This is a genomic window from Deinococcus yavapaiensis KR-236 (assembly GCF_003217515.1).
GTDB lineage: Bacteria > Deinococcota > Deinococci > Deinococcales > Deinococcaceae > Deinococcus_A > Deinococcus_A yavapaiensis.
This window is the reverse complement of sequence record NZ_QJSX01000016.1, coordinates 76,794-98,205: the sequence shown is the minus strand read 5'-3', so window position 1 is coordinate 98,205 and position 21,412 is coordinate 76,794. Positions and strand designations below refer to the sequence as shown.

Sequence of the window (21,412 nt, the reverse complement as noted above, 5' to 3'; positions counted from 1 at the left end):
GCAGGAACGCACCCCGAATGCAATGGACGTGAGCTCGAGTCGCGCGGCGAACAACCTCGCGCAAAACCTCATTCGGTCATGGCGTACCGCGAATCCACCGGCCACCAAGGCACCATGACGACCTCCCCTCTTCTACGCTGGCCGCCGCGCGTGTTCCTCGCGCAACTCGTCGTCCGTTCCGACCGCGGCGTTGTGAACGCCGCCAGCAGCATCACCGTCGCACAACGGCGCGATCAACACGTACAACGCAAAGCCCTGCTCGGCGTGACATTCATGACCGTCTTCAACATGATTTCGAAAGCTGGCATGCGCGGAAGACGATTTTCGCCTGGACACTGCGCGTAGAAATCCGCGGGCGTTGACGATCGTTCGGCGCGAACGCTGAGCGTTCGAGGGAACTGCGTTGCCACGGTCGCACTCCTGCAGCGCGCTTCGTCAAACGCGCGTGAGCGCGGAGCCCACGTGGAGGACGGCTTGCAGCGGCCGTCCTCCTGGCTTGCCTTCGGTGCCGTTCGTTCTTCGTCAACGCGTACGTCGCTCGTGAACTGCACGTGAGGTGTCGTTAACTTGGGGTGCGCCTCTCCCCTGCCCGGGGTGATGCCGTCACGTCATGGCGCGGCGTAGCGTTGCGAGCAGCGCCGCTTCATCGTCGCCGTTGAGGGCGTCCGCCCGGTCGAGCAGCACGTCGATGGCAACGCGAATCAACGTGTTTTCGGTGATGCGCTCGGTTCGAGCGGTTTTCGATTTGCGCTTGTTGAGTTTGCGCGCGAGGCGTGTGAGTTCGTCATACTGTTCTTCTCGCAGCCGAGTTTCCTTTCGAACGAGCATCAAGTACTTCGCGGAAGGCACGCCTTCCAGTTGTTCCGAAGCGTCAACGTTTGTTTCATCGGAAGTTTGCTTTGACTTGGCTGGCGGTGCCGTGAGGAGCTCGGCGTTCACGCGGGCCGCTTCGAGTGCGGCCAGGTCACCCAACGTGTCGGAACTCTGTAAGTCACGGTGTTCCGAAGTAACAGAAGCGTCGAGGACCGGCGTGGACGCGCTCACTTCCTGACGCAGCAAGTCACCCAACCCTTTGCGCTTCACCATTCGCGCGTCACCTCCTCGGCGATCCGGTCGTAATCACGCGCGCCTTCCTTGGCGTTCGCGCCGCGGTACGCGTGAATCGGCACGCCGTCGAGCGCGGCGCGTTCGTGCGCTTTGTAGGCACGAACGAACGCGTGAAACGCCGGAACGTTGATGTCCGTCAGCGTGCTGAGCGCTTCGAGCGCTTCGTTGAGCGCGCGAGGATCGACGCGGGTGAGCATCACGCGGTACGGAACGCCCGTCGGTTGAATGGCGCGCCGCACGGTTTCGATGACGACGCTGAGGTCCATCGCGGCGGGCGGCGTGGGAACGATCACGAAGTCCGCGAGGCGAACGACGGTGTTGAGGGTGTCGCTGGCGAGCGCGGGTTGCGTGTCGATCACGGCGACGTCGTACCCGCCGATTTCTCGCAGTCGACCGAGGAGGCTGGGGTTGGTTTCGCTGGCGATGTCGAATGGAAACGCGTCGGGGCCGCGTTCGACCCACCACGAGGCGCTGGCTTGAGGATCGGTGTCGACGAGCAAGGGCTTGAGGCCTCGGCGGGCGAGCGCGGTGGCCATGTTGACCGCGGTGGTCGTCTTGCCAACGCCGCCTTTGCCGTTCACGATGGCGAGCAACTTCATACGATCATCGTAACAGAGATCCGAATTCAGGAAGACCGTGAGTTTGACTCTTTCAAACTCACGAAAGTACGAACTTACGATCTTTGAGAGTCATGAAGTTACAGAGTACGAGGGTTCTTCAGAAAGATCGTAAGTTCGTTTCTTTCGAAGTCACGAGTGTACAAACTTATGATCTTCAAGACTTGCGAAGTTACAGAGTATGAAAATTTCTTCTCAAGGACCGTAAGTTTGTTTCTTTCAAAGTCACGAACTCAGTAGCTCAGTCACTTCGAGAGATACCGAGGTACGAAGACTCTAAGTTACAAAGTTACAGAGTACGCAAGACTCGCTCCACGAAGTCACACCGTCGACGTCCTGTTGACGCCCAACGTCACCAACGCTCAAGTTCCAGCGTCAACGCGTCATCCACCCACTTCGCGTACACCTCCGCCGTCGCCACCGACACGTGCCCCAAATGACGCGCCACATGCTGCAAACTCAACCCCGCACGCACAATCCGCGTGCCCACCGAATGCCGCAACGCATGCAACCCACGGTACGTCACGCCTGCCCGGCGGCACACACGCTTGAGCCGCATTCGCGCCGCTTCCGGCGAACGCCCGATCACCAACACCTCCGACGCCTCACGCTTCAACGCGCGCAACGCGTCACGCAAACTTCCCGTCACGCTCACCACACGCACCTTGCCGCCCTTTCCCACCACACGCAACGCGCGACACTCCCCGTCAACATCTCCCCACGTCAACCGCACGATCTCCGAAGCGCGCAACTTGCCATGCGCGCCAAGCAGCACAAGCGCCCGCATCTCCACGTCCCCGTACGCCAGCAAACGCCGCACGTCCTCCTCCGGGTAAGGCGCGCGCTTGTCCCACGCCGCCGTCGCATCCTTCCGCGGACGCGCGTCAACAAACGGATCGACGCGCACCGCCTGCGCCCACCGCAACGCTCGGTACAACGCGCGCGTACCCGCCAAGTACACGCGAAGCGTCGACGTGCACTTGCCGCTCGCCTCCAACGTCCGCAACCACAACGCGCCTTAATCCGCCGTAGGGGAGAGCAACGCCACGGCATCCTCGACCGCGTACTCCAACCACGCGCGCCGCTCGCACCGTACAAGCGACGTGCGCCGCCGTGAGCTCCCACAACGCGGCGGCGTCCCGGTCACGCGCCGCTTTCACCGATTGGCGGCGCACGTCGAGGGTCATGCCGAAACCTCCACCTGTTGATAAGACGCCTTATCAACACCACGCGCGCGTCACGCGCCCCCATGCCCATCAACGCACGCACCACGTTGTCCGACCGACCCGGCAACCCCCAACACTACCCGCACAACGTTCACGTGCGAGCGCCTCATGCAACACCAACGCGCCGCTCGGCACATCACGTCGCGCGTTCACGCGGCAAGTGCGCCGACAAGCGCGTGCAATCACGGCGTGCCGCCCGACGACGTCGAACTCGTTGAACAACCTCAACTCACCCGCGCTCGGCACGCGCATCACGGTGAACCGCGCCGCGTCCAAGCGGTCGAAGTGCGCCACGCACGCCTCGCACGGCCACATTCCGCAACACGTGTAAGACCCGAGGGGGCACGACGCCGTCATCGCTTGCAAGCGACGCCACGGCGATCAGCATGCGAACGTTGCGCTGCGACCCCTCGGCCGTGCGCGCGGCGCTCACGAAACCAAGGGCGACGAGGGGAGGCAGGCCGCAGGCGAGCATGAAGGCATCTTGCGATGGGTCTCGTTCGCGGCCGTCCTCGATGAGCGCGCCCGGAGGCGAAACGCGCTTCCCTGTCGGTGCTTTTGAAATGACGTCAAATCAAACATCCAAGGGCGAGCGTCGCACGAGACGCAGGTCGTTGGGAACGACGTCGAATCGTGCGACGCTCGTTCTTGCACACGAGGTCGGCCGCTCGGCATTTGGCGACTTCGCACTGAAGGCGAGGTTCGGCGTGCACGATCGTTGAACGCGTGCCGCTCGAAGTGCCGCTCGTGCTTGCCTCATTCGAAACGAAGCGCCACGCGGCGGGAGTTCACGTGTTCTCCAAGATGCGCTGACCGGCAACGTTGCTCGGGCAAGTCGTCTTGCGTACGTGCGCGTCAACCTTCGAGGATCGCGCGTAATTCGTCGAGGAGGTCGGCTTTGCGCTTTTGCGCCACCAGGCCCACCGCGCGTTGCCCGAAGGTGATTTGATCGTCGATGTCGAAGAGCTTCGCGTGCAACCGCGCGAAGTCGCTGGTGCTGAGCTCACGGTGCAGCAGCATCTGCAGCAACCGCACGACGTGATCGACGCGCGCCTCGATCGGTAAAGCACGTAACCGCGCCTGTTCCTGCTCGGCTTGCACCTCGTTGTCTTCCGGAGAGGTTGAACGTGAACCGCTCGAGTCCACGACGCGCGTCGACCTCGCGTGAGCGGTGAAACCCGGAGGATCGGCATACTGCCCTTCTTCGGCACGAATGACGTCGTACAGCAACCCCGCCGGGTTTTTCGCTTGATAACCGCTCGCCAGCATCATCACGAATTTGCGTAGACGCTCGGTCACGTGGTGCTCGCCGTACTTCGTGATCAATTGCCGTGCGACCGGAGCGGTCATGCCGTACTTGCGCAGCGCCTTGACGAGCGACGCGTCCGTGCCCGCGGTCGAGGTGACCGCGCCAAGTGGCGAAGAAGCTTCTTGCCGTGCCGGGTCCGCGAACGTGTACGTGATGGTCGGCCGCGTTCGCGTTCCGCCGTACTCGACGCTCGCGAGGTAGTGCTCTTCGACGAGCTGTCGGTGGGGCGTTTCAAGGGTGCGTTTGATGCGCGCGGGTTTCAAGTCGGAAATCTTGCATTCTTGCGCCCACACGCGTAAATCGGTGGTGAACGCGTCGAGGACCCGCGTGAGGTCCGTCGGGTCGCGTCGTCGCGCGTCGAGCAGGCGGTACAGCGCGCGTGCTTGCGTGCCGTGCAGGCGCGCGAGCAGCGTTTCATCGAGGGGTTTGAGGTACTTCGCGCGAATGGACGCGGTGATTGGTTCCGCAAGGCGAATTTTGAGCAGGCTTCCTTGCGATAAGGACAATTCGTCGTCGTCGCTGCTGTACTCGAGCGCTTCGATGTAATTGAATTGCGCGGTGACCCAGCGACGCTTTTGATCGAACCACGAGTCGCTTGCGGAGTACGTGGTTGTTTTCAGGCGTTGCAAGCTTTCCGCGAGGGCGGCGTAATACTGTCCGCTGTGCCTCAGCCCGGCGCGTTGCAACACTCGGTACGCGGTGGTTGCGAACTCACGTGTTTCAGGTGCGCCCGCTTCGACGTACAAGTTGATGAGTGCGACTGTGATGTCGTTGTCGAGGCCGTGTGGAACGCCGTACTTCGGTAAGGCTTCGCAGCGCAGTTTCGCGGCGCGACCGGCGATTTCAAGGTCGACTTCCCATTCGGTGTAATCGGCGGGGATGCGTTCGTGAATGCTGACGAGGCCGAGCCGACCGACGTTCACTTCGTCCAAGCGTGGCGCGCTGCGGGAGGCGCGCGCGAGCGTCTTGCCTTTGGGTTTCGTTTCGCCGCTCACCGTGCCGTTCAGTGTAACGGTTTTGTTGTTCGCGCTGATGTTGATCTTGTTGTTGTTGTTTGGTAGTGATTGATGAAAAAACATCATCAAGGTGGCGGCGGCGAGCGCGTCCTGGACGTGTTTTTCTCGTGTAGGTGCCGAGGAAGACGATAGAAAGGTGCCGAGGAAGACGTGGTTTTGGCGTTGAAGGTGCCAAGGAAGACGATACTGAAGGTGTCGAAGGTGCCAAGGAAGACGATACTTAGGGCGGCAGGAGGTACCGAGGAAGACGATAGTAAGGTGCCGAGGAAGACGATACCGAAGGTGTCGAAGGGACCAAGAAAGACGATAGGTGTTCGCAGGGAAGTGCCAAGGAAGACGATGAAAAGGTGCCGAGGAAGACGATAAGCGTTCGCAGGGAAGTACCGAGGAAGACGATAGGTCGCGTCAAGGTACCGACAAAGACGATACGCGTGCCGTTCGCGCTCGACGGGCGGTCATGAATGGACGCGGCGGCTCGGTTTGCGGCCGAGAGCGTCACCGTTTGGCGCGCGGAGGCAGCGCGTCGTCGGGCGCAGGTACAAATCGGTCTTTTCTCGGCACCTTGGGTACGTTTAAACGTGCGGTCGCGTCGGATTTGTATAGGAGTTGTCGTCAAGGCACGCGGCGGCGGACGTTGTTGATTGTTGTATTCGGCGGGCGTCACGAAGCGCTTGGTTCACGCGGTGAGGTTGCGTTACGTTCGGCGAGTTTGATGAGGGGTGCGATGGCTTTGAGGGTGTGCACGCCGAGGTGCTGCGCGACGAACGCTGGGTCGTTGCTGGCTTGCAGCAGGCGCAGTCCGGCGTGGGCGCGCAAGGCACGCCACGCTTTGTACGTGACGTTGGCGCGGTCGCACAGTCGGTAGATGAAGGCGCGTAACTCGTGGTCGTTGCGCAAGTTGAAGATGAGCGTGTCGGTGGGGAAGAGGTCGCCGTGTCCTTGCTCGACGGCGTGCGCGTGCAGGGCGCGCGCAAGGTCGTCTTCGAGGGGCACGTCGTGCTTGTCGAGATGCAAGCGGCGTTGGGTCCAGTCGACGTGTGGCCAGCGCAGCGTGACGACTTGAGGACCGGTGAGGCCCGCGTGGGCGCCGAGGAGGAGGAGGGCGCGGCCGGCGGGGTTGGCGTGCGTGAGCAAGAGGTCGAGCTCGGCGTTGGTGTACACGTGCCGATAATCTTCCGGGTGGTGGGGGGGTAGGGGGCGTTGTCCGACTGGGTTCGGTCCGGGGTGGGCGCCGATCTGGTGGAGGACGTCGTACAAGGTGCGCAGGCGTGTGATGTGGTTTCGGATGGTGGCGGGCGCGTGTTCGTGTTCGCGCGTGAGGAGTTCGAGGTAGGCGTTCGTGTCGTGGCGCGTGGCGTTCAGGATGGATCGTTGTTCGCGTTGCGTCCAGCGGAGGTGTCGTCGCCAACTTGAGGTGTAGTTTTTGCGGGTGGTGCTGCCGGGGGTGCCGGGGGTGTGGTCGTCGAGGAGGTGCAGGAAGCTTTCGATGTCGCTGCGGGTGAGGGCGCGGCGGAGGTGTTCGGGCAGGTGGGTGGTGGCGTCCACACTTGGAATATATACAATTGTTCGAGTGGGTCGTCCTCGTCGTTGTGTCGCGTCGTGCTGGCGTCTCGGCTGACGGGGCTTTGTCCCCGTGCTCACGCTGTGGCCCGTGCTGATCAAGTTCGTGGTTGAAAGCGTGGCGCGTTGTTCGGAAGGAGAAGGAGCGCAGGGGAGAGGATCAGCTGCAATTGTATATATTCCCATCGCGCTCGACTTCCTCGCCACTGCAAGAAACCCGCATCGAAAAACACACGCCAATCACGACACTCGAACCAATTCGAGCCGAGCGTTCGCGCCTGGCCGGTCAGATCACGTCAAGTTTTGCCTGCGAAACCAAGGGCAGTTCCGACCACCCAAGGTTGCTTGTAACCCTTGCGCGCCCCCCGCCGCGACCACGTCCGCCAGTCGATCGTTCACGGACGCCGCAGAAGCGGTTCTGCGCGCTTTCGGAAACGGGCAGCCCATGCACTACCGTGACATTACGAACGTCGCGTTGCGTGAAGGTCTCCTCGTGTCACATGGCAAAACGCCCGACGCAACGATGTCTGCGCAGATCTACGTGGAGAACGACCGCCGCGGCAAGCGCGGGGAAACACTGCGGTTTCTACGAGACGGGGCGCTCATCCGCTTGGCCGACTCGGCGGCCAGCGAAGTGAAGCCGCAGGACGCGAACAGCGCCGCCTTGCACGACGAGTTGCTCGCGTGTCTTCGCGTGATGGACCCGAAGCACTTCGAGGTGCTCGTCGGGCGGCTCCTCGCGGCAATGGGCTTCGTGCAAGTGCAGAACACTCCTTACGCCAACGACGCGGGCGTCGACGTACGCGCGGAACTCACCACGGAGTTGATCGCGCCTCTGCGTATCGCCATGCAAGTGAAGCGGCACGCAGCGAACATCCGCCGTCCTGACGTGCAGAACCTTCGTGGCAGCTTGCACGTACACGAACGTGGCGTGTTCATCACGAGCGGCAGTTACTCGAAAGGCGCACGCGAGGAAGCCATGCGTGACAGCGCCGCGCCGATCACGCTGCTGATCGGCAAGGACCTCGTGGGCTTGCTGATCGAGCACCGCGTGGGCGTCACTCAAGTGAACGGTGTGCTGCAAGTGTCAGCGGACTCGCTTGCACCGACCACCTAAGCTGGCGCGACAAGCTGCTTGTGCCCTTGAGCAGGGGCACAAGCAGCTTGCTGACCACTCGTGCGGGCAAGCAGCGCCAACGCGGCCGCCACCGACGCGTCCAGAGAGACGTTAGGCTGATCGGGAAACACGCCTGAATCGCTCGGCGCGACCACGTCCGGTGTCACCCCCACCCCGTGCACGCTGCGGTCGCTCGGCGTGAACCACGCGCGCACAGGTACACTCAACACACCACCCTGCGGCGTGCGAAACGGAAAGAACAACACGCCATTCCCGCTCGTGCGCGCACCTACCACGCGTGCACGTCCGTACGCTTGCAGCGCGGCCGCCAACACTTCACCGCCGTACGCCGTGGATTCGTTGACGAGCACCACCAACGGCGCGTCCACATCGTACATCCCGTTGTGCGCCTGGCTTGGCGACGGCTTTCGTTCGCCGTTCACGTCGTACATCCTCAAAAGCAGCCCCGCGCGTAGAAAGACGTCTGCCAGGGCCGCGCCGTTCTCCACGGAAAGCGAGGCGTTGCCATGCCCATCCAAGATGAACCGACGCGCGCCTTGGCGTTGCAACCGGTCGATTTCCACGCCCAACTCGAATGGCAAACCGCCCAGCTTCGACGCGGAGGTGCGCACGCCGATGTACCCGACGTCGTTCGGCAACAACACGCTTGTGAATGGATCGCTGACGGGCACGCGCCGCGCTACGGTCACGTCGAACTGTCGCTCACCTCGCCGCACTTGAAGGGTGACTGTAGAGCCGTCCGCGCCGCACAACGCCGAAAGCAACTCCAGAGGCGTGCGTCCCTGAACAGCTTGAGCGTCCACGCGTTCAATCACGTCCCCGACGCGTACGCCTGCCTTGTACGCGGGGCTCCCCAGTTGCACGCTGCTCAACCCGTGCGTGGCCAACGCGTTCGCGTCACTTGGAACACCCACGCCGATACAGGCAGGGCCGCGCTCCCGGGCGCGCACCGTTGTCGCGTCTTCGTATATCGCGCCAGGCATGGTGCGCGCGAAGTCACGCACGGCCGGCACGGCGTCCTCCGCCATCGTGCGCTCTCGTTCGGGGGCGCCGCTCAATGGACGTGTCGCGCGTTCATGCACGCCGCGTGCACGCCTGTCATACTGACCGCACTCAACTTCGCGAGTTCCATTCAGCTTCGGGAATTCACGTTCGCGTGTGCGCCGCGCGAGCTCGGAGGAAGCGTATGCGTTCATTCAGGTTGCGTGACATTCTCAATCCGGACGTGTCGTACTTGCAGTTGCGCACCCTCATCGGCGCGCTCGGCGTGCTGCTGCCAGCGCTCGTGTGGATCATCGGCTGGTTTCACGGCGAGTGGTTCGTGCAGACCCTGGACGCGAAGACCGTTCGGGTCGACACGATCAGCGCGCACTACTACACGAGCTCGCGCGACGTGTTCGTGATTACCTTGGCGCTCGTGGGCACCTTGATGTTCTTTTACCGCACCGAACGCGCGCGGGACAATTACGTCGCTATGATCACCGGCGTGGCCGCGCTGGGCATCGGCGTGTTTCCCATGCGGCCCTTGTGGACGTCCACCGAGGCGTGCGGCGCGTTGCGAGACTGCTCGCCGACGCTGTTGTACGGCACGTACGATTGGCTGCGCTTGCCGTGGTACGGCCCGATGGGCTTGCACGGCCTCGCGTTGACGTTGTTCGTCGCGGGCGGCTTGTACCTCGTGTTCATCTCGTTTCCGAAGACGTCCGTATGGACGGCCAACGCGTCAAGCGCGTCCCACGCGAAATTGCTGGCGGACGCGTTGCAACTCAAGCCCAAGCAACGCCGCAACCGCGCGATGGAACGGTGCGGGTGGACCATGGTCGTCAGTATCGCCTTGTTCGCGACGAGCATGCTCCTCGAACGCGTCCTGCCGCCCTTGCCGTTCGCCTTGTACCGCTTTTTTACCGAGTCGACGTTCGTGGTGGCGTTTTCCGTGGCGTGGCTGATCAAAGGGCAGTACATTCCGTTCTTTCCGCAGTGGACGGCCCTCATTCGCGATTCGAGCGATGACGCCGCGCGGCGCTTGCCGCAAGCCAAACCGACGGACGACACGATCGACGACACCCTTGATGACGCCACGCGCGACGTGAACGACGCGCGCGTGGACGACTCGGCGCCCGACGAAACCGTGCGGCGATGAACCTGGGCGGCACGGCGAGCGCTTTCGCGCTCGCCGTGCCGCCCAGGTTACGACGCGTCGTCGAGTTCGGCTTGCAAGCGCGTCAAGCTCGCGCCGAGTTCCGCGTACGGTGCCACGACCTCCACGCCGCGGCGGCACGCGCGGGCCGTGCTGCAGATCCTCGACGCGGACGTCACGCCGTTCCTCGTGAGCTCGTCGAGCGAGCGAGACGGCTGGAGCGAGCTACTCGCGGCGGACGTCGTGACGGCGTGGACAGCGTTGACGCGCTTCGTTCACGCTTCGCCGAGTTGCGCCAAGTGCCAGCGCACGTGCCGCATCAACGACCGGACGTGCTCACCTCAGTGGATGTCGGCGTGAAAACGCAAGTACGACCAACCCGCGACCTCGTCGAAGGTCGCGAGGTGCAAGGCGCGGTCGAAGTCCACGGCGACGTCCGTCAGGTCGTCGATCGCGTCCTTGACGTCCACCGGGGCGGGCAGGGGAACGTCTTTTGGCCACGTGAGGTCGTTCGGGAATACCAGCACGCGATCGAGCAGTTCCTCCAACCACAGCAACGCGTGCAGCGACTGCTCCGATCGCTGCAAAATCAACGTGTGCACTCGAGCAACCACCGTCGACAAGGAGGCGAGACCATCCATGTCGCTCGCGTCCGTCAATTCCATGACAAGGTCAACCTGGCGCGGGGCTCTTCGGGCATGGCAACGCGTGAACCGACGATCGAACTTTGCTCGTTTCGAACGTCGTCCCGCGTGAACCCGCAGCGCTCCAAAGCGTCCGCGACGTACGCTGCCGTGAACGTCGCCGGGTACGAGCGCGCCAATGCGAGCAACGCGTCATGCAATCGCTCGCCACGTTCCGTCACTTTGGCCAGGGCGTCATGCTTGAGCGCAAGGACCATCTCCATCTTCTTTTCTTCTCGCGGTCGGCGCGACCGTGAGCGAGCACGTACGCGCCGACCGCGTACCTGAGGGCGTCGTCGGAGCAGTCCGGCAAGTCGGAATCGTGCATGGCGTGGTGCCGTTCGTTCTGCGCGTGGAAGAACGTGCCGTTCTCGCCGCATGTGGAGCGACTCGCTGGTCGAGCCGCTCCACATCAAGCGCTGCTTATCGCCGGGGTTTGCTGCGCGCGCTGTTATGCGACTGACTCAGAGCGCGTTTGCGCGCCACGGCTTCCTCGCCCGAATCGTACGTGGTTTTCAACTCCTCGACGTCCCGCTGTTCCGCCAGCAACGCCGGCGACGGCATGGGGGCGCTCGCCAGGAAGTCTCGGGCTTGCCGGAGGCTGCCTTGGACGCCCACCCGGTCGCCTCGGTCCATCGCGTCGATCGCGTCGCGCTTGGCGCGACTCGCTTGCAGCACCGCCCTCGCTTGCAGCACCTCCGGGCTTTGCGTCACGTCCTCGAACTGCTCGGGCGTCACGACGTCGAGGTCGAGTTGCGCGCGCATCGCGTGCCGCACGCCGTGCGTGTCGGTCCACGCGAGGCGCACGCGCGTCACGCCGACTCGACCGAGCAGTCGGGTCGCCGCGTGCGGCACGTGCAACGTCACGAGCACGTCGATGGAACGGCCGTCGATGAGGTTCGGAAGCATCAGGCGGTCGAACTCGTTGCGTGGCAAGACGTTGAGGACGTCGGTGACGGTGACGCCGTACTCGGGGTTCGGCTCCAAGCCGAGGCTGACCGTGCGGCCGGTGGTGCGTGTGAGGCCTTGCAGTTCCTCCTCGAAGAACGTCGGGAGGCGCGTGGGGTCTTCGACGTGCTCGAAGTTGCCGTCGCCCGCGTCGGCCATGCTCAGCAGGAGGTTTTCGTCGTAGTGTGGACCGAAGCCCATGGTGGTGGTGCTGACGCCCTTCGCGGTGAGGCCCTTGACGTGCGCGGCGATTTCAGTGCGGTCGGTGAGGCCGACGTTCGCTTGCCCGTCGCTGAGCAGGATCACGCGGTTGAGCGCGCTTGCGCGGAGGTGCGTGGCGACTTGCGTGGCGCCTTCGAGCCAGCCGGCGTGTAAGGCTGTCATGCCGCCCGTGCCGAGGGAGCGCACGATACCCGCGAGGCGTTCGGCGTCGAGGACGGGTTGTGAAGGCACGACGACGTCGACTTGGCTGCCGAACGCGACGACGCTCACCCGGTCGGTCGCTTGGCACTGTCGAATGGCGGCGATGGCGGCTTCCTTGGCCATTTCGAGCGGTCGGCCGCTCATGGAGCCGCTGCGGTCGAGGACGAGCGCGAGGTTGAGCGGCGGGCGTTCGCCGTCGACGCTTGGCGCGGGTGAAGGGTGGACGCGGACGAGCAGGGTGAGGTCGTGGGCTTCACCGTGCTTGAGGGCGGACGTGAGGGGCAGGAACTCGACTCGGGGTTGCGTCATGGCTTGGTCCTCCGGAGGGTGTCGAGCGCGGCGAGCAGGGCGTCGGCGAGGCGGTCGCGTTCGGTGCGGGTTTTGGGAAGTTGGAAGTCGGGGCCGACGTGCAGTTCCAAGCCAGGTTGAACGAAGAACCGCACGTAGCGCTCGGGGCGTTCGGGTTTGGCGTCGGGCGGCGATTCGAACAACGGTGCTTGCGGCGTCGGGCGTGGAACGATGCCAAGCAGCGCGGAAGGAGGGGGGGTGGCGCGCAAGTTCTGCAGGTACTCCAACGCGGGGTTGCCGGGTTGCACGTCGAGGGTGGCGGTGCCGAGCAGCAGTGCTTCGAGGGCGTCGTCGTCGCGGCCGCGCAGGATCTTTTGCAGTGGGGTCGCGCCGTGGCCTTCGTGCATGAGGCGCCGGAGGACGAGCAGTTGCAGCAGGTGGCGTCGCGTGTAGCGCGCTTCCCGCCCGGACTTGAGGGGTTCGTCGAGGAGGCCTTGCGTGGTGTAGTGGCGCACGAGGCGGGCGTTCACTTCGTCTTTGGCGCGGCCGGTTTTGTCGAAGGGCAGGATGTGCGGAAGGGTGTCGTTCGCGAGCTCCACGAACGCTTCGAGGGTGCCGATCCAGTCGGGCAGCACGGTCAACGCTGACATAATCCAGCATGACACTGACAATTCGAGCTGTCAATGCGCCTCAGCTTGCATCATCCATTCACAACTCCGAACAGCGTTTTCGTAAACATGGCCGCCGCACGGTCACGCCGCCTCGCTCCTCGTCCTCCTACTCTTTTTGACGTCGACTCGCTTCGAACTTCGCGCGCATCGCCTGCTCGTTCGTCAACGCCTCGCTGCGACTTCGTCGGTTGACGTACCGCTTGTACCCCTCGCCCGTCGCTTGCAAGTCCTCGTAAATACGGTGGGTGGTCAGCAGCACCTGGGTGAGCGACTCGAGCGGCGGCTCGTTCGCACCGAAGTGCCGTTGAATCTGCCCGCGCTCGCGAGACACCACAAGCAGCCGAAGAACACGCCAAGCCCGCACCACGTCACGAACGCCGCGTTCTGTCAGCCACCCCTCGAAGGGCGTCGCCTGCTGTGCGGCGGAAGGCGCGCCGACGTTGTGCTACTCACCGCGCACGCGCGCCGCGTCGCGTTCCCACGCGGCGTACCACCGGGCAACGCGCGCGAGCACCCGCACTTGCCGCGCGTTTTCCGCGTCGCTCAACGCTGCGTGCCGCACCTCCTTCGTCACGAACCCCGCGTGCGGCCCGACGAGCGCGTCGGCAAGCCCGTCCAACTCAGCGGGTGTGAACGTTCGATCGTCGATCACCACTGAACCGCACGGCAAAAACTGCGCCTTCAAGCGCCGTGCGTCGAACAGGCGCATGAGCATCACCGCGAGGTGCGCGTTACGCACGACCGCACGCTTCACCTCCCCGTTCACGGTCGCATGCACCCGCACACCACGCGGTGAAACGTGTACTGATGCGATCGGCGCATCGTTTACATCGAGCACCGACGTGACGGCGCCGACACGCGCAGTCGTTAACCACTCTCCGAGCCGCTCAAACTCACCAGGCGCGACGGGCAACGCCACCGCACCTTCCCCGGTCGCGCTGGAAAACGGCACGAACCACAACTCGTCCGGCGCTCTGAGAATCAACACCGTCGCCATCGACTTACCCTTGCGACCGCACGGCGAACCACATCTTCGCCGAAGGCGACCGACGAAGACGAGCCATCCTCGAGCGCATCCGACCTTCAATCTGCCCGACTGGGCGCGACGAGCGCATCGAACGCACGGCCATCGCGCCGCGTCGCTCAAAGTGGATGCCGACGCACGGCTCGCTTCGTGCGTGTCGCCGCCCCGCCACCTCTTCGATGATCGGGCGCGTCAAGGCAATGTCGTCGAGGTTGTACCGTCGGAGCGCGGCCGACGAAGAAGCGGACATGCTTCAGCGTACTCAGCCGTACGAAGGCGAACGCCGCAATTGCCCATGCGCTTGCCGCTCCGGCATTGCCAAAGAGCTCCAGCTGGCCGCGCACCAAGCATGCAACCCGTGATCGTCACTTGGGCCGCATAGCCGAGCAGTCGAAGTTACAATGGCGACGGTCGTCATGAACACCCGTCTGCTCGCGCGCCTCACGGCCTCCCTCGCTTGCACCGCCACCTTCAGCGTCCTCTCCGTTCAAGCGCTCGCGCAAAGCAAACCGACCGCCGTCACGAAGACCTGCGGCGCGTACACCCTCAAGACCGAGGACGTCTCGACGAGCGACGAGCGCCAAGCGCGCGTCACCCTCATCGGCAAGTCCGTTGTGACCGCCACCTGGTTGAACTTCGCCGTGGAAGTGCAAGCATGCCACGACCTCACGGGCGACGGCATTCCCGAAATCATCGTCATGGAGTACAGTCCGATCACTTCAAACGCTGGCTTTCCACGCCCATCCACAAAATCAACGCGGCGTCCGGCGCCACTTCGCTGTACACGGTGTTCGTCACCGCGAAGTACCCGGCTTTGCGCGGATCGCCACTCGTCGTCGTCAGGTACCACGCGCCGCCATCTTTCACCCAATTCGGCGAGCAGGTATTCCAAACGCGTCTGCGCGTTCTCCTGGCGTCCGTACACGCTGCGCAGCAACGTTCCTTCGACGGTGAACGCCAACCAGTGCGGCGTGCCTTCAGTTTGCAAGGCCTCGGCGATGTGCCCGTCGAGGTCAAGCGCGACGGGAAACGGGAGGTTGGCGAAAGACTCGGCGAAGCGCCGCACGGTCGGCTCGACTTGATCACGTTCGAGAAGCCGGTGCCCTCGTGCCATGTGAATGGCCAGGATGTTCACGCGTCCGCCGTACTCGTGATGCACGCGCTTCAGGAAGGGAAGGCCGCGGGTGACGCAGGCCGCGCATTCCAAATTGAAGAACATCACGAGCCCGGGTCGACGCCATTGTCGAGGTGCCGGCAAGAGCTCGCCATGCACGAAGTCCTGCGCTTGCGGCCAGGAATCACGAAGCATACCCGAGGGTACTCCAGCCCATTGATGCGGCAAGCGCGACGCCAACCCGGCTCTCACGTGAAGCGCGCCGAGCGCGTTCAGCGCGACGTACCATGACGCCCTTGCCCGTCACGACGGAGCGAAACCAAACGCTGGAGTTCAACGTGCTCGGCGCCGCGACTGCGTCTCGTCGATTTCGAGAGGCGCGAGCAGCAACGTCGCGAGCGGCGCGGACGCGCACTTCCCCTCGGGTGAGGGCGGCGCGACAAGATTCACGTGCTGCACGCGCACCGTCAGCGTCGAAGTGGGACGCGCTTGCGGATACAACTCTTCTAGCAGCGCCCGAAAGCGCAAGGTGAACAACGTGGAGCTCATCATGTCTCCTTACAAGCGTGAATGAGCGAAGCGGCCCGACAAGTCTGTTGTGCTGTCGCGTGACGCGCGCACTTGAGTCGTCGTGTTGTCATGCGCGCGTACGCTTGAGCGCGTCAGCGACGGACGACGCGGCGGAGATGCTCACCTTGAAAGTCCCGTCGAGGCGCGTGTCGCGCGAGGACGCGCCGATCAGCACGCCGTACGTGCCCGGCGCGATCGCCCAGGTGCCGCGGCGCGCACACCAGTACGACCAGGGCCGCTCCGTGGACGTTGGATCGAGCGTGACGGTGACACGCCGCGTTTCGCCGGCGCGCAGCGCGACGCGCGCCCAACCGACGAGTTTCTTCGGGGGCGCCGCGGCTTCTTCAGGCAAGCTCAGGTACACTTGCGCGACGTCGGTGCCGTCACGCGTTCCCGTGTTTGAAAGGTCGAACGCCACGTCGATCGGCGTGAGGTCGTCTGTTTCGTCGCGCGTCAAGGTGAGGTTGGCGTACGAGAAGGTCGTGTACGACAAGCCGAAGCCGAAGGCGTACGCCGGCTCGAGTTTCAGCGCGTCGTACCCGCGGTACCCGACGTTCAACGCTTCCGTGTACGTCACGTGGCCGCTCACCCCGGGGTACTGCTCGGCCGTGTTGAGCGGCGTGCTCGCTTCGTGTGCCGGGAAGGTGAGGGGCAGCCGCCCGGACGGATTCACGTCGCCGAGCAGGACGTCCGCGACCGCGCAACCTTGCTCTTGCCCGCCGAACCACGCTTCGAGAATCGCGGGCACACGTTCGGCCCATCGCGCGGTCACGATCGGACCGCCGGTCATCAGCACGACGATCGTGCGCGAATTGGCGTTCGCAACCGCGCGAATGAGGTTCTCCTGCCCGCTTGGCAAGCGCAGGTGCGGTCGGTCCATCGCTTCGCTTTCGAAGGTGCGCGCCACGACCACGGCCACGTCAGCCGCCCGCGCGAGGTTCGCGGCTTCCTGCCACGCGGGCGTGAGGGTCCCTTCGGGGGTCGTCCAGCCGAAGCGGACTTGCGCTCCGTACAAAAAGAACTGCTCGGGAGCGTCGGCCGCGTACTCCACGATGACCTCGTGCGTCTCTCCGGCCGTGAGCGGCACGGTCGCGTCGAACGTGGGGGCGCCCGAACCGTCCCAAGGATGCTCGGACACGCTGCCGCGCGGGCGAGCGCCGGGCGCGTCGATGAGGACGCTTCCGTTCCACGTGACCCGCCCGGATCCGACGCACGTGAGGGTGAAGGTGTACGCGCCGCTCGAGGGCACGGTCAGGATGCCTGTCCAGCGCGCGGACAGGTGCACGCCGACTTCCGGGGAAAGCGGCGCTTGCGGCGCGTCCGGATCGGCGAAGTCCGGAAAGTCGAAGAAGCCGCGGTTGAGTTCGACCGTCGGGTCGACGCGCGTGTCGAGCGGCGGTCCGTCGAAGGTGGCGTTGCTCCAATACTGCGCGTGGAAGCCGCGCTCGTTCGACCGGCCGGGCGGCGTGACGACGCTGGACGGCACGGCGTCCGGACCGGGCAGGAGCGCGCCCGGTCCGATCGGGTCGCCGATGCCTGCGAAGGTCACCTCGACGTTCGGGCCCAAGCGATTGCGCAACGCGCTCACAACGCTCGTGACCCGCAAGGGTCGCACGAAGGCGCTGCCACCACCGGCGGCGACGGTGTGTGCGTCCACGCCGAGTACGGCGACACGCCGAAGGGCGCGTTGGTCGAGCGGCAGCAGCGCCTCGTTTTTCAGCAGCACGATGCTTTCCCGCGCGACGTCGAGCGCGACCGCTGCGTGCGCGTCACCGTGAAGCGCATCGAGGTCCACGCGCGGTGGGCGCGCACCCAGCCCCACCGTGGGCCGCAGGATGCGACGCACCATTTCGTCGAGGGTCTCCTCGTGGACTTCGCCCGTGCGCACGGCTGTCAGCAAGGCGTCGCGCCACTTGGGCGCGAACGTGAGCTCCCAGTCGAGGCCGGCGTTCGCTGAAGCGCTCGTCGCGTGGTTCGCGCCGAAGTCACTCACGACCCAGCCGCGAAAACCGAATTCACCGCGCAGCACGTTCGTGAGCAAGCGCGTGTTTTCGCACATGAACTCGGCGTTCACACGGTTGTACGACGCCATAATCGACGCGACCGAGCCGTGCCGTATGGCCGCCTCGAAGGGCGGCAGGTACACTTCACGCAGGGCGCGTTCACCCACGCGCACGTCGACGCTGTTGCGCGCGAGTTCCTGGTTGTTCAGGATGAAGTGCTTCAAGCTCGCTTGCACGCCGTGCCGTTGCACGGCGCGCACTTCCTCCACGACGAGGCGCGCGTGCAGCAAAGGCTCTTCACCGAATGATTCGAAGGTGCGCCCGCCGAGGGGCGTGCGGGCGATGTCCACGGCCGGGCCAAGCAAGACGTTGTGCCCACTCGCGGCGGCTTCCGCGCCGAGAACATCTCCGTACCGCGCGGCGAGCTCGGAGTTCCACGTCGCGGCGAGCGCGATCGGGGCGGGCAGCGCCGTCGCGCGTCCCTCGCCCGGGCTGCTGGCGCTTCGGCGGATGCCGGCGGGACCGTCGGCGAGGTAGAACCGCGGCACGTTTCCCGGCAGCGCCTTGATCGTTTCCGCGTTCTCCTGAATGAACTGCCCGCTGACGAGCTTCACTTTGTCCTCGAGGGTGAACACCGCGAGGAGGCGTTCGACGCGGTCGTTCACGTGCGCGTCCGCCGGCCAGGAAAGGTGGGGCGCGTTCACGTGCTCGCGTCCTCGCGCGTGTTGAGCGCGTCGAGCGCCGCCGTGAGTTTCTCCAGCAGCGCGTCGCGGTGCGGAACGCCCCACACGGCCCGCCTCAAGTTCGCGCCGACGATGCTGCTGCGCAGCGCTCGCTTGAACGGGTCGACGTGATCCGCGGAGTGTCGCGCGACAAGGTCGCGCACGGCGTCGTACGCACCGGGAACGCTCAAAAGGGCGTCGAGGTCGCTGTCGAGCGAGAGGACGGGGCGGTCGGCGTTCGACGGGACCGCCTGCGTCCACGTGTGATGCCCGGATCCCACGTCGAGCACGTTCCCGGTCGCCGGCAAGGTGACGCGCGCCGTGGTGTTGGGAGGCACGACGACGTCGAGTTCAACTTGACCGTCGTGCACGCGCCAAGCGACGCGCGCCTCTCCGTACGGCGTGACGTGCCGCGCGCGCGCGAACGTGAAGCCGCCGCCGATCAAGGGGCGAACGTCGAGGCGTCGGTAGCCGGGCGTGGCCGGCGCGAGGCCGGCGACGCGGCGATGCAGCCAATCGGCGACCGCGCCGAGGGCGTAGTGATTGAAGCTCGTCATCTCCCCCGGGTTGATCGAACCGTCGGGCAGCATGGAGTCCCACCGCTCCCAAACGGTCGTCGCGCCCATCGTGACGGGGTACAGCCAAGACGGGCACTCGCGTTGCAGCAGCAAGCGAAACGCCGCTTCGACGTTCCCGGCGTCGCATAACGCGTCACAGATGAGGGGCGTGCCGACGAAGCCGGTGGAGATGAGGTAGCCGTTTTCCCGCACGACTTCTTGTAAGCGACGGCGCGCGCGCGCGCGCTGCTCGGGCGTCGGAAGCAGCGCGAACTGCAAGGCCAAGGCGTACGCGGTGCCCGAGTCGCTCAAGACGCGGCCTGAAGTCGTGACGTACTCACGCGCGAAGGCTGCGCGAATGTCAGCGGCGAGCGCGCGGTAAGCGCGCTCGTCTTCGGCGCGGTTCAACACGTGCGCTGCGTTCGCGACGAGTTCAGCGGAACGCGCGAAGTACGCGGTCGCGACGACGCTCGGAAGGGTTCGTCCGGCCGCGGGGTTGGTGGGCGGCGCGGCCGGATCGAGCCAATCCCCGAATTGAAAGTCGCGGTCCCACAGCAGCGTCTCGCCGGCGCGGCCGTGCACGTAAGTCACCCAGGCTTTCATGCTGTCGAACTGTCGTTCGAGGACGTGCGCGTCGCCCGTGCGTTCGTACAGCGCCCACGGCACGATCGTTGCGGCGTCCCCCCACGCGGCGGCCGGAAGCGTTTCGTTGAGAACGTGCGGAATCACGGCGGGTACGGCGCCGTCGTCGCGTTGATCGGCGGTGAGGTCCGCCAGCCACGACGTGAGGAAGCCTGTCACGTCGTACAGGAAGGTCGCGGTGGGCGCGAACGCGGCGATGTCGCCCGTCCAACCGAGGCGTTCGTCGCGTTGCGGGCAATCGGTCGGCACGTCGAGGAAGTTGCCGCGCATGCCCCACACGACGTTTTCGTGCAGCTTGTTCACGAGGGAATCGCTGCATTCGAACCAGCCGGTGCGTTCGAGATCACTGTGAACCACGACGGCGACGAGATCGCTGGGGGTGAGCTCGCCCGGCCAGCCTTCGACTTCGGCGTAGCGGAAGCCGTGGAACGTGAACCGCGGTTCGTACGTTTCGGCGCCCTCCCCTTTGAGGGTGTAGCGGTCGGTGGCGTCCGCGAAGCGCAGGGGGCGCGTGCCCAACTCGCCGTGTTCCAGCACCTCGGCGTGCCGCAGGGTGATCGTGCGGCCCGCCTCGCCCCGCACCGTGAAGCGCACCCACCCGACGAGGTTCTGCCCGAAGTCCACGAGGGTCTTTCCGCTGGGCGACGTGAAGATGCGGACAGGCGGTCGTTCCTCGATTCGCCGGACGGGCGGACCGTCAGGCGCGACGAGCGTGGCAAGGTCACGTGACGTGACGCGAACGGCGTGCCACGCGCCATCGTCGAAGCCCGCCTGCGTCCAACCGGGAGCTTCGCGGCGCGCGTCGTACGTTTCACCGTCGTACAGGTCCGCCGCGAGGATCGGTCCGGTGCTTGCGCGCCACGATTCGTCCGTGACGACACGTTCGACGCGGCCGTCGGCGTAGGTGAGTTCGAGTTGCGCGAGCAGCGCGAGGTGCTGGCCGTACAAGTTGCGGCGACCACCGCCGAAGCCAAGTCGACCGCGGTACCAGCCGTCGCCGATCAAGGCGCCGAGGGCGTTGCGACCCGTTCGCACGAGGGGCGTGACGTCGAACGTCTGGTAGCGCAGTCGCGTGTCGTAACTCGTCCAGCCGGGCGCGAGCACGTGATCGCCGACGCGCTGCCCGTTGAGGTGCGCTTCGTACACGCCGTGCGCCGTGATGTACAAGCGCGCGTGTGTCACGCCGGGTTGTGCGTCGAACTCACGGCGCAAGAGCGGGCAAGGTTGCGGCGTCGTGAAGTCTTCGTCGCGGTCGGGCGTGATAACGCGTGCCGTCCAGTCGCTGGGCTCGAGCAGGCCGAGTTCGATGTCGAGGGGATCGCTCCAGTCGCTGACGCGCTCGTCGTCGCTCCACACGCGCACGCGCACGGCGACGCGTTCACGAGCGGTGAGCGGTCGGAACGGCCAGGGTTGCAGGAGGGACGCGTCGGATTTCAAGCGGCCCGTGACGCCGATGAGGTCGCCGTTCGCGTCGCGCGCTTCGAGTTCGTACGCGCGTTGCCGCCAATTGACCGCCGTCGTTTCGGTGCGCCAGCTGACGCGCGGCTTCGTTTCGCCGATGCCGCGCGCTTCGCGGTGGTGTTCGGCGCGCACGTCGCGAACGCGTGGCGTTTGAGAAGAAGTGACGTCGGGCGTGGTTGGGGAGGTGATGGTCATG

The 21,412-nt window shown here is 65.0% G+C and carries 21 protein-coding genes; 4 read left to right on the top strand and 17 right to left on the bottom strand.

What is annotated here, in order from left to right; genetic code table 11:
• Nucleotides 1–114: 114 nt before the first annotated feature.
• The gene (locus DES52_RS17960; protein ID WP_146237363.1) at nt 115–345 is read left to right on the top strand and encodes a hypothetical protein; all 231 of its coding nucleotides are present in this window, start codon (nt 115–117) and stop codon (nt 343–345) included.
• Nucleotides 346–603: 258 nt separating this feature from the next.
• On the opposite strand, the gene DES52_RS17955 is transcribed toward DES52_RS17960, so the two are convergent.
• The 3 genes from DES52_RS17955 to DES52_RS17945 all read right to left on the bottom strand — a co-directional run bounded on the left by DES52_RS17955 (nt 604) and on the right by DES52_RS17945 (nt 2,736).
• Complete coding sequence (locus DES52_RS17955; protein ID WP_211317957.1) at nt 604–849, bottom strand: hypothetical protein; 246 nt, start codon at nt 847–849, stop codon at nt 604–606.
• A gap of 230 nt (nt 850–1,079) precedes the next feature.
• On the bottom strand, nt 1,080–1,706 hold the full coding sequence (locus tag DES52_RS17950) for a ParA family protein (RefSeq protein ID WP_110888211.1): 627 nt from the start codon (nt 1,704–1,706) through the stop codon (nt 1,080–1,082).
• A 370-nt stretch (nt 1,707–2,076) separates the two neighbouring features.
• Complete coding sequence (locus tag DES52_RS17945; protein ID WP_245901118.1) at nt 2,077–2,736, bottom strand: tyrosine-type recombinase/integrase; 660 nt, start codon at nt 2,734–2,736, stop codon at nt 2,077–2,079.
• Nucleotides 2,737–3,110: 374 nt separating this feature from the next.
• On the opposite strand from DES52_RS17945, the gene DES52_RS23105 reads away from it, so the two are divergent.
• The gene (locus DES52_RS23105; RefSeq protein WP_170131141.1) at nt 3,111–3,281 is read left to right on the top strand and encodes a hypothetical protein; all 171 of its coding nucleotides are present in this window, start codon (nt 3,111–3,113) and stop codon (nt 3,279–3,281) included.
• A gap of 524 nt (nt 3,282–3,805) precedes the next feature.
• Here DES52_RS23105 and DES52_RS17940 read toward each other — a convergent pair.
• Both DES52_RS17940 and DES52_RS17935 read right to left on the bottom strand, forming a co-directional pair.
• Entirely contained in the window at nt 3,806–5,254 is a 1,449-nt protein-coding gene (locus DES52_RS17940) for a replication initiator protein A (protein WP_170131140.1), read from the bottom strand.
• A 681-nt stretch (nt 5,255–5,935) separates the two neighbouring features.
• Entirely contained in the window at nt 5,936–6,820 is an 885-nt protein-coding gene (locus DES52_RS17935; RefSeq protein WP_170131139.1) for a phage integrase N-terminal SAM-like domain-containing protein, read from the bottom strand.
• An 88-nt stretch (nt 6,821–6,908) separates the two neighbouring features.
• Between DES52_RS17935 and DES52_RS23610 the strand changes: the two genes are divergently transcribed.
• Nucleotides 6,909–7,952: a restriction endonuclease gene (locus tag DES52_RS23610; RefSeq protein ID WP_110888209.1), complete on the top strand. Its 1,044-nt coding sequence runs from the start codon at nt 6,909–6,911 to the stop codon at nt 7,950–7,952.
• Here the strand turns inward: DES52_RS23610 and DES52_RS17925 are convergent.
• A complete protein-coding gene (locus DES52_RS17925) occupies nt 7,949–8,986 on the bottom strand; it encodes a S41 family peptidase (protein ID WP_170131137.1) in 1,038 nt (345 codons plus the stop codon). The two genes, DES52_RS23610 and DES52_RS17925, sit on opposite strands and share 4 nt — an antisense overlap.
• Nucleotides 8,987–9,159: 173 nt before the next feature.
• On the opposite strand from DES52_RS17925, the gene DES52_RS17920 reads away from it, so the two are divergent.
• Nucleotides 9,160–10,113, top strand: coding sequence for a hypothetical protein (locus DES52_RS17920; RefSeq protein ID WP_146237361.1), 954 nt, complete (start codon nt 9,160–9,162; stop codon nt 10,111–10,113).
• A 47-nt stretch (nt 10,114–10,160) separates the two neighbouring features.
• Here DES52_RS17920 and DES52_RS23605 read toward each other — a convergent pair whose 3' ends face one another.
• From DES52_RS23605 to DES52_RS17860, 11 genes are all read right to left on the bottom strand, one after another.
• Nucleotides 10,161–10,289, bottom strand: coding sequence for a hypothetical protein (locus DES52_RS23605; RefSeq protein WP_281268584.1), 129 nt, complete (start codon nt 10,287–10,289; stop codon nt 10,161–10,163).
• 162 nt (nt 10,290–10,451) lie between these two features.
• Nucleotides 10,452–10,775 carry a hypothetical protein gene (locus DES52_RS17910; RefSeq protein WP_110888205.1) on the bottom strand — a complete coding sequence of 108 codons (324 nt, stop codon included), beginning with the start codon at nt 10,773–10,775 and terminating at the stop codon, nt 10,452–10,454.
• The gene (locus DES52_RS17905; protein WP_146237360.1) at nt 10,766–11,017 is read right to left on the bottom strand and encodes a hypothetical protein; all 252 of its coding nucleotides are present in this window, start codon (nt 11,015–11,017) and stop codon (nt 10,766–10,768) included. Before DES52_RS17905 ends, DES52_RS17910 begins: the two co-directional genes overlap by 10 nt.
• A 199-nt stretch (nt 11,018–11,216) precedes the next feature.
• Nucleotides 11,217–12,473: a vWA domain-containing protein gene (locus DES52_RS17900; RefSeq protein ID WP_110888203.1), complete on the bottom strand. Its 1,257-nt coding sequence runs from the start codon at nt 12,471–12,473 to the stop codon at nt 11,217–11,219.
• On the bottom strand, nt 12,470–13,102 hold the full coding sequence (locus DES52_RS17895) for a MerR family transcriptional regulator (protein ID WP_110888202.1): 633 nt from the start codon (nt 13,100–13,102) through the stop codon (nt 12,470–12,472). Before DES52_RS17895 ends, DES52_RS17900 begins: the two co-directional genes overlap by 4 nt.
• A 127-nt stretch (nt 13,103–13,229) precedes the next feature.
• Nucleotides 13,230–13,454, bottom strand: a complete 225-nt coding sequence (locus DES52_RS17890; RefSeq protein ID WP_146237359.1) for a hypothetical protein — start codon at nt 13,452–13,454, stop codon at nt 13,230–13,232.
• 114 nt (nt 13,455–13,568) lie between these two features.
• Nucleotides 13,569–13,862 (bottom strand): hypothetical protein, encoded by a 294-nt coding sequence (locus DES52_RS23100; RefSeq protein WP_170131136.1) that lies wholly within the window; start codon nt 13,860–13,862, stop codon nt 13,569–13,571.
• A gap of 772 nt (nt 13,863–14,634) precedes the next feature.
• Nucleotides 14,635–15,456, bottom strand: coding sequence for a TlpA family protein disulfide reductase (locus tag DES52_RS23660; protein ID WP_342767087.1), 822 nt, complete (start codon nt 15,454–15,456; stop codon nt 14,635–14,637).
• Nucleotides 15,457–15,594: 138 nt separating this feature from the next.
• Nucleotides 15,595–15,813, bottom strand: coding sequence for a hypothetical protein (locus tag DES52_RS17870; protein WP_110888198.1), 219 nt, complete (start codon nt 15,811–15,813; stop codon nt 15,595–15,597).
• A gap of 85 nt (nt 15,814–15,898) precedes the next feature.
• Entirely contained in the window at nt 15,899–18,538 is a 2,640-nt protein-coding gene (locus DES52_RS17865; RefSeq protein WP_170131135.1) for a beta-glucosidase, read from the bottom strand.
• The gene (locus DES52_RS17860) at nt 18,535–21,411 is read right to left on the bottom strand and encodes a glycoside hydrolase family 78 protein (protein WP_110888196.1); all 2,877 of its coding nucleotides are present in this window, start codon (nt 21,409–21,411) and stop codon (nt 18,535–18,537) included. The genes DES52_RS17865 and DES52_RS17860 overlap by 4 nt, the downstream gene beginning before the upstream one ends.
• Nucleotide 21,412: the final 1 nt, after the last annotated feature.

Bases quoted from the DNA above. Each gene is read 5' to 3' on its own strand.
- DES52_RS17895 (WP_110888202.1), bottom strand. From the start codon at position 13,102: ATGTCAGCGTTGACCGTGCTGCCCGACTGGATCGGCACCCTCGAAGCG.
- DES52_RS17960 (WP_146237363.1), top strand. From the start codon at position 115: ATGACGACCTCCCCTCTTCTACGCTGGCCGCCGCGCGTGTTCCTCGCG.
- DES52_RS17900 (WP_110888203.1), bottom strand. From the start codon at position 12,473: ATGACGCAACCCCGAGTCGAGTTCCTGCCCCTCACGTCCGCCCTCAAG.
- DES52_RS17910 (WP_110888205.1), bottom strand. From the start codon at position 10,775: ATGGAATTGACGGACGCGAGCGACATGGATGGTCTCGCCTCCTTGTCG.
- DES52_RS17905 (WP_146237360.1), bottom strand. From the start codon at position 11,017: ATGGAGATGGTCCTTGCGCTCAAGCATGACGCCCTGGCCAAAGTGACG.
- DES52_RS17950 (WP_110888211.1), bottom strand. From the start codon at position 1,706: ATGAAGTTGCTCGCCATCGTGAACGGCAAAGGCGGCGTTGGCAAGACG.
- DES52_RS17860 (WP_110888196.1), bottom strand. From the start codon at position 21,411: ATGACCATCACCTCCCCAACCACGCCCGACGTCACTTCTTCTCAAACG.
- DES52_RS17920 (WP_146237361.1), top strand. From the start codon at position 9,160: ATGCGTTCATTCAGGTTGCGTGACATTCTCAATCCGGACGTGTCGTAC.
- DES52_RS23660 (WP_342767087.1), bottom strand. From the start codon at position 15,456: ATGCTTCGTGATTCCTGGCCGCAAGCGCAGGACTTCGTGCATGGCGAG.
- DES52_RS17870 (WP_110888198.1), bottom strand. From the start codon at position 15,813: ATGATGAGCTCCACGTTGTTCACCTTGCGCTTTCGGGCGCTGCTAGAA.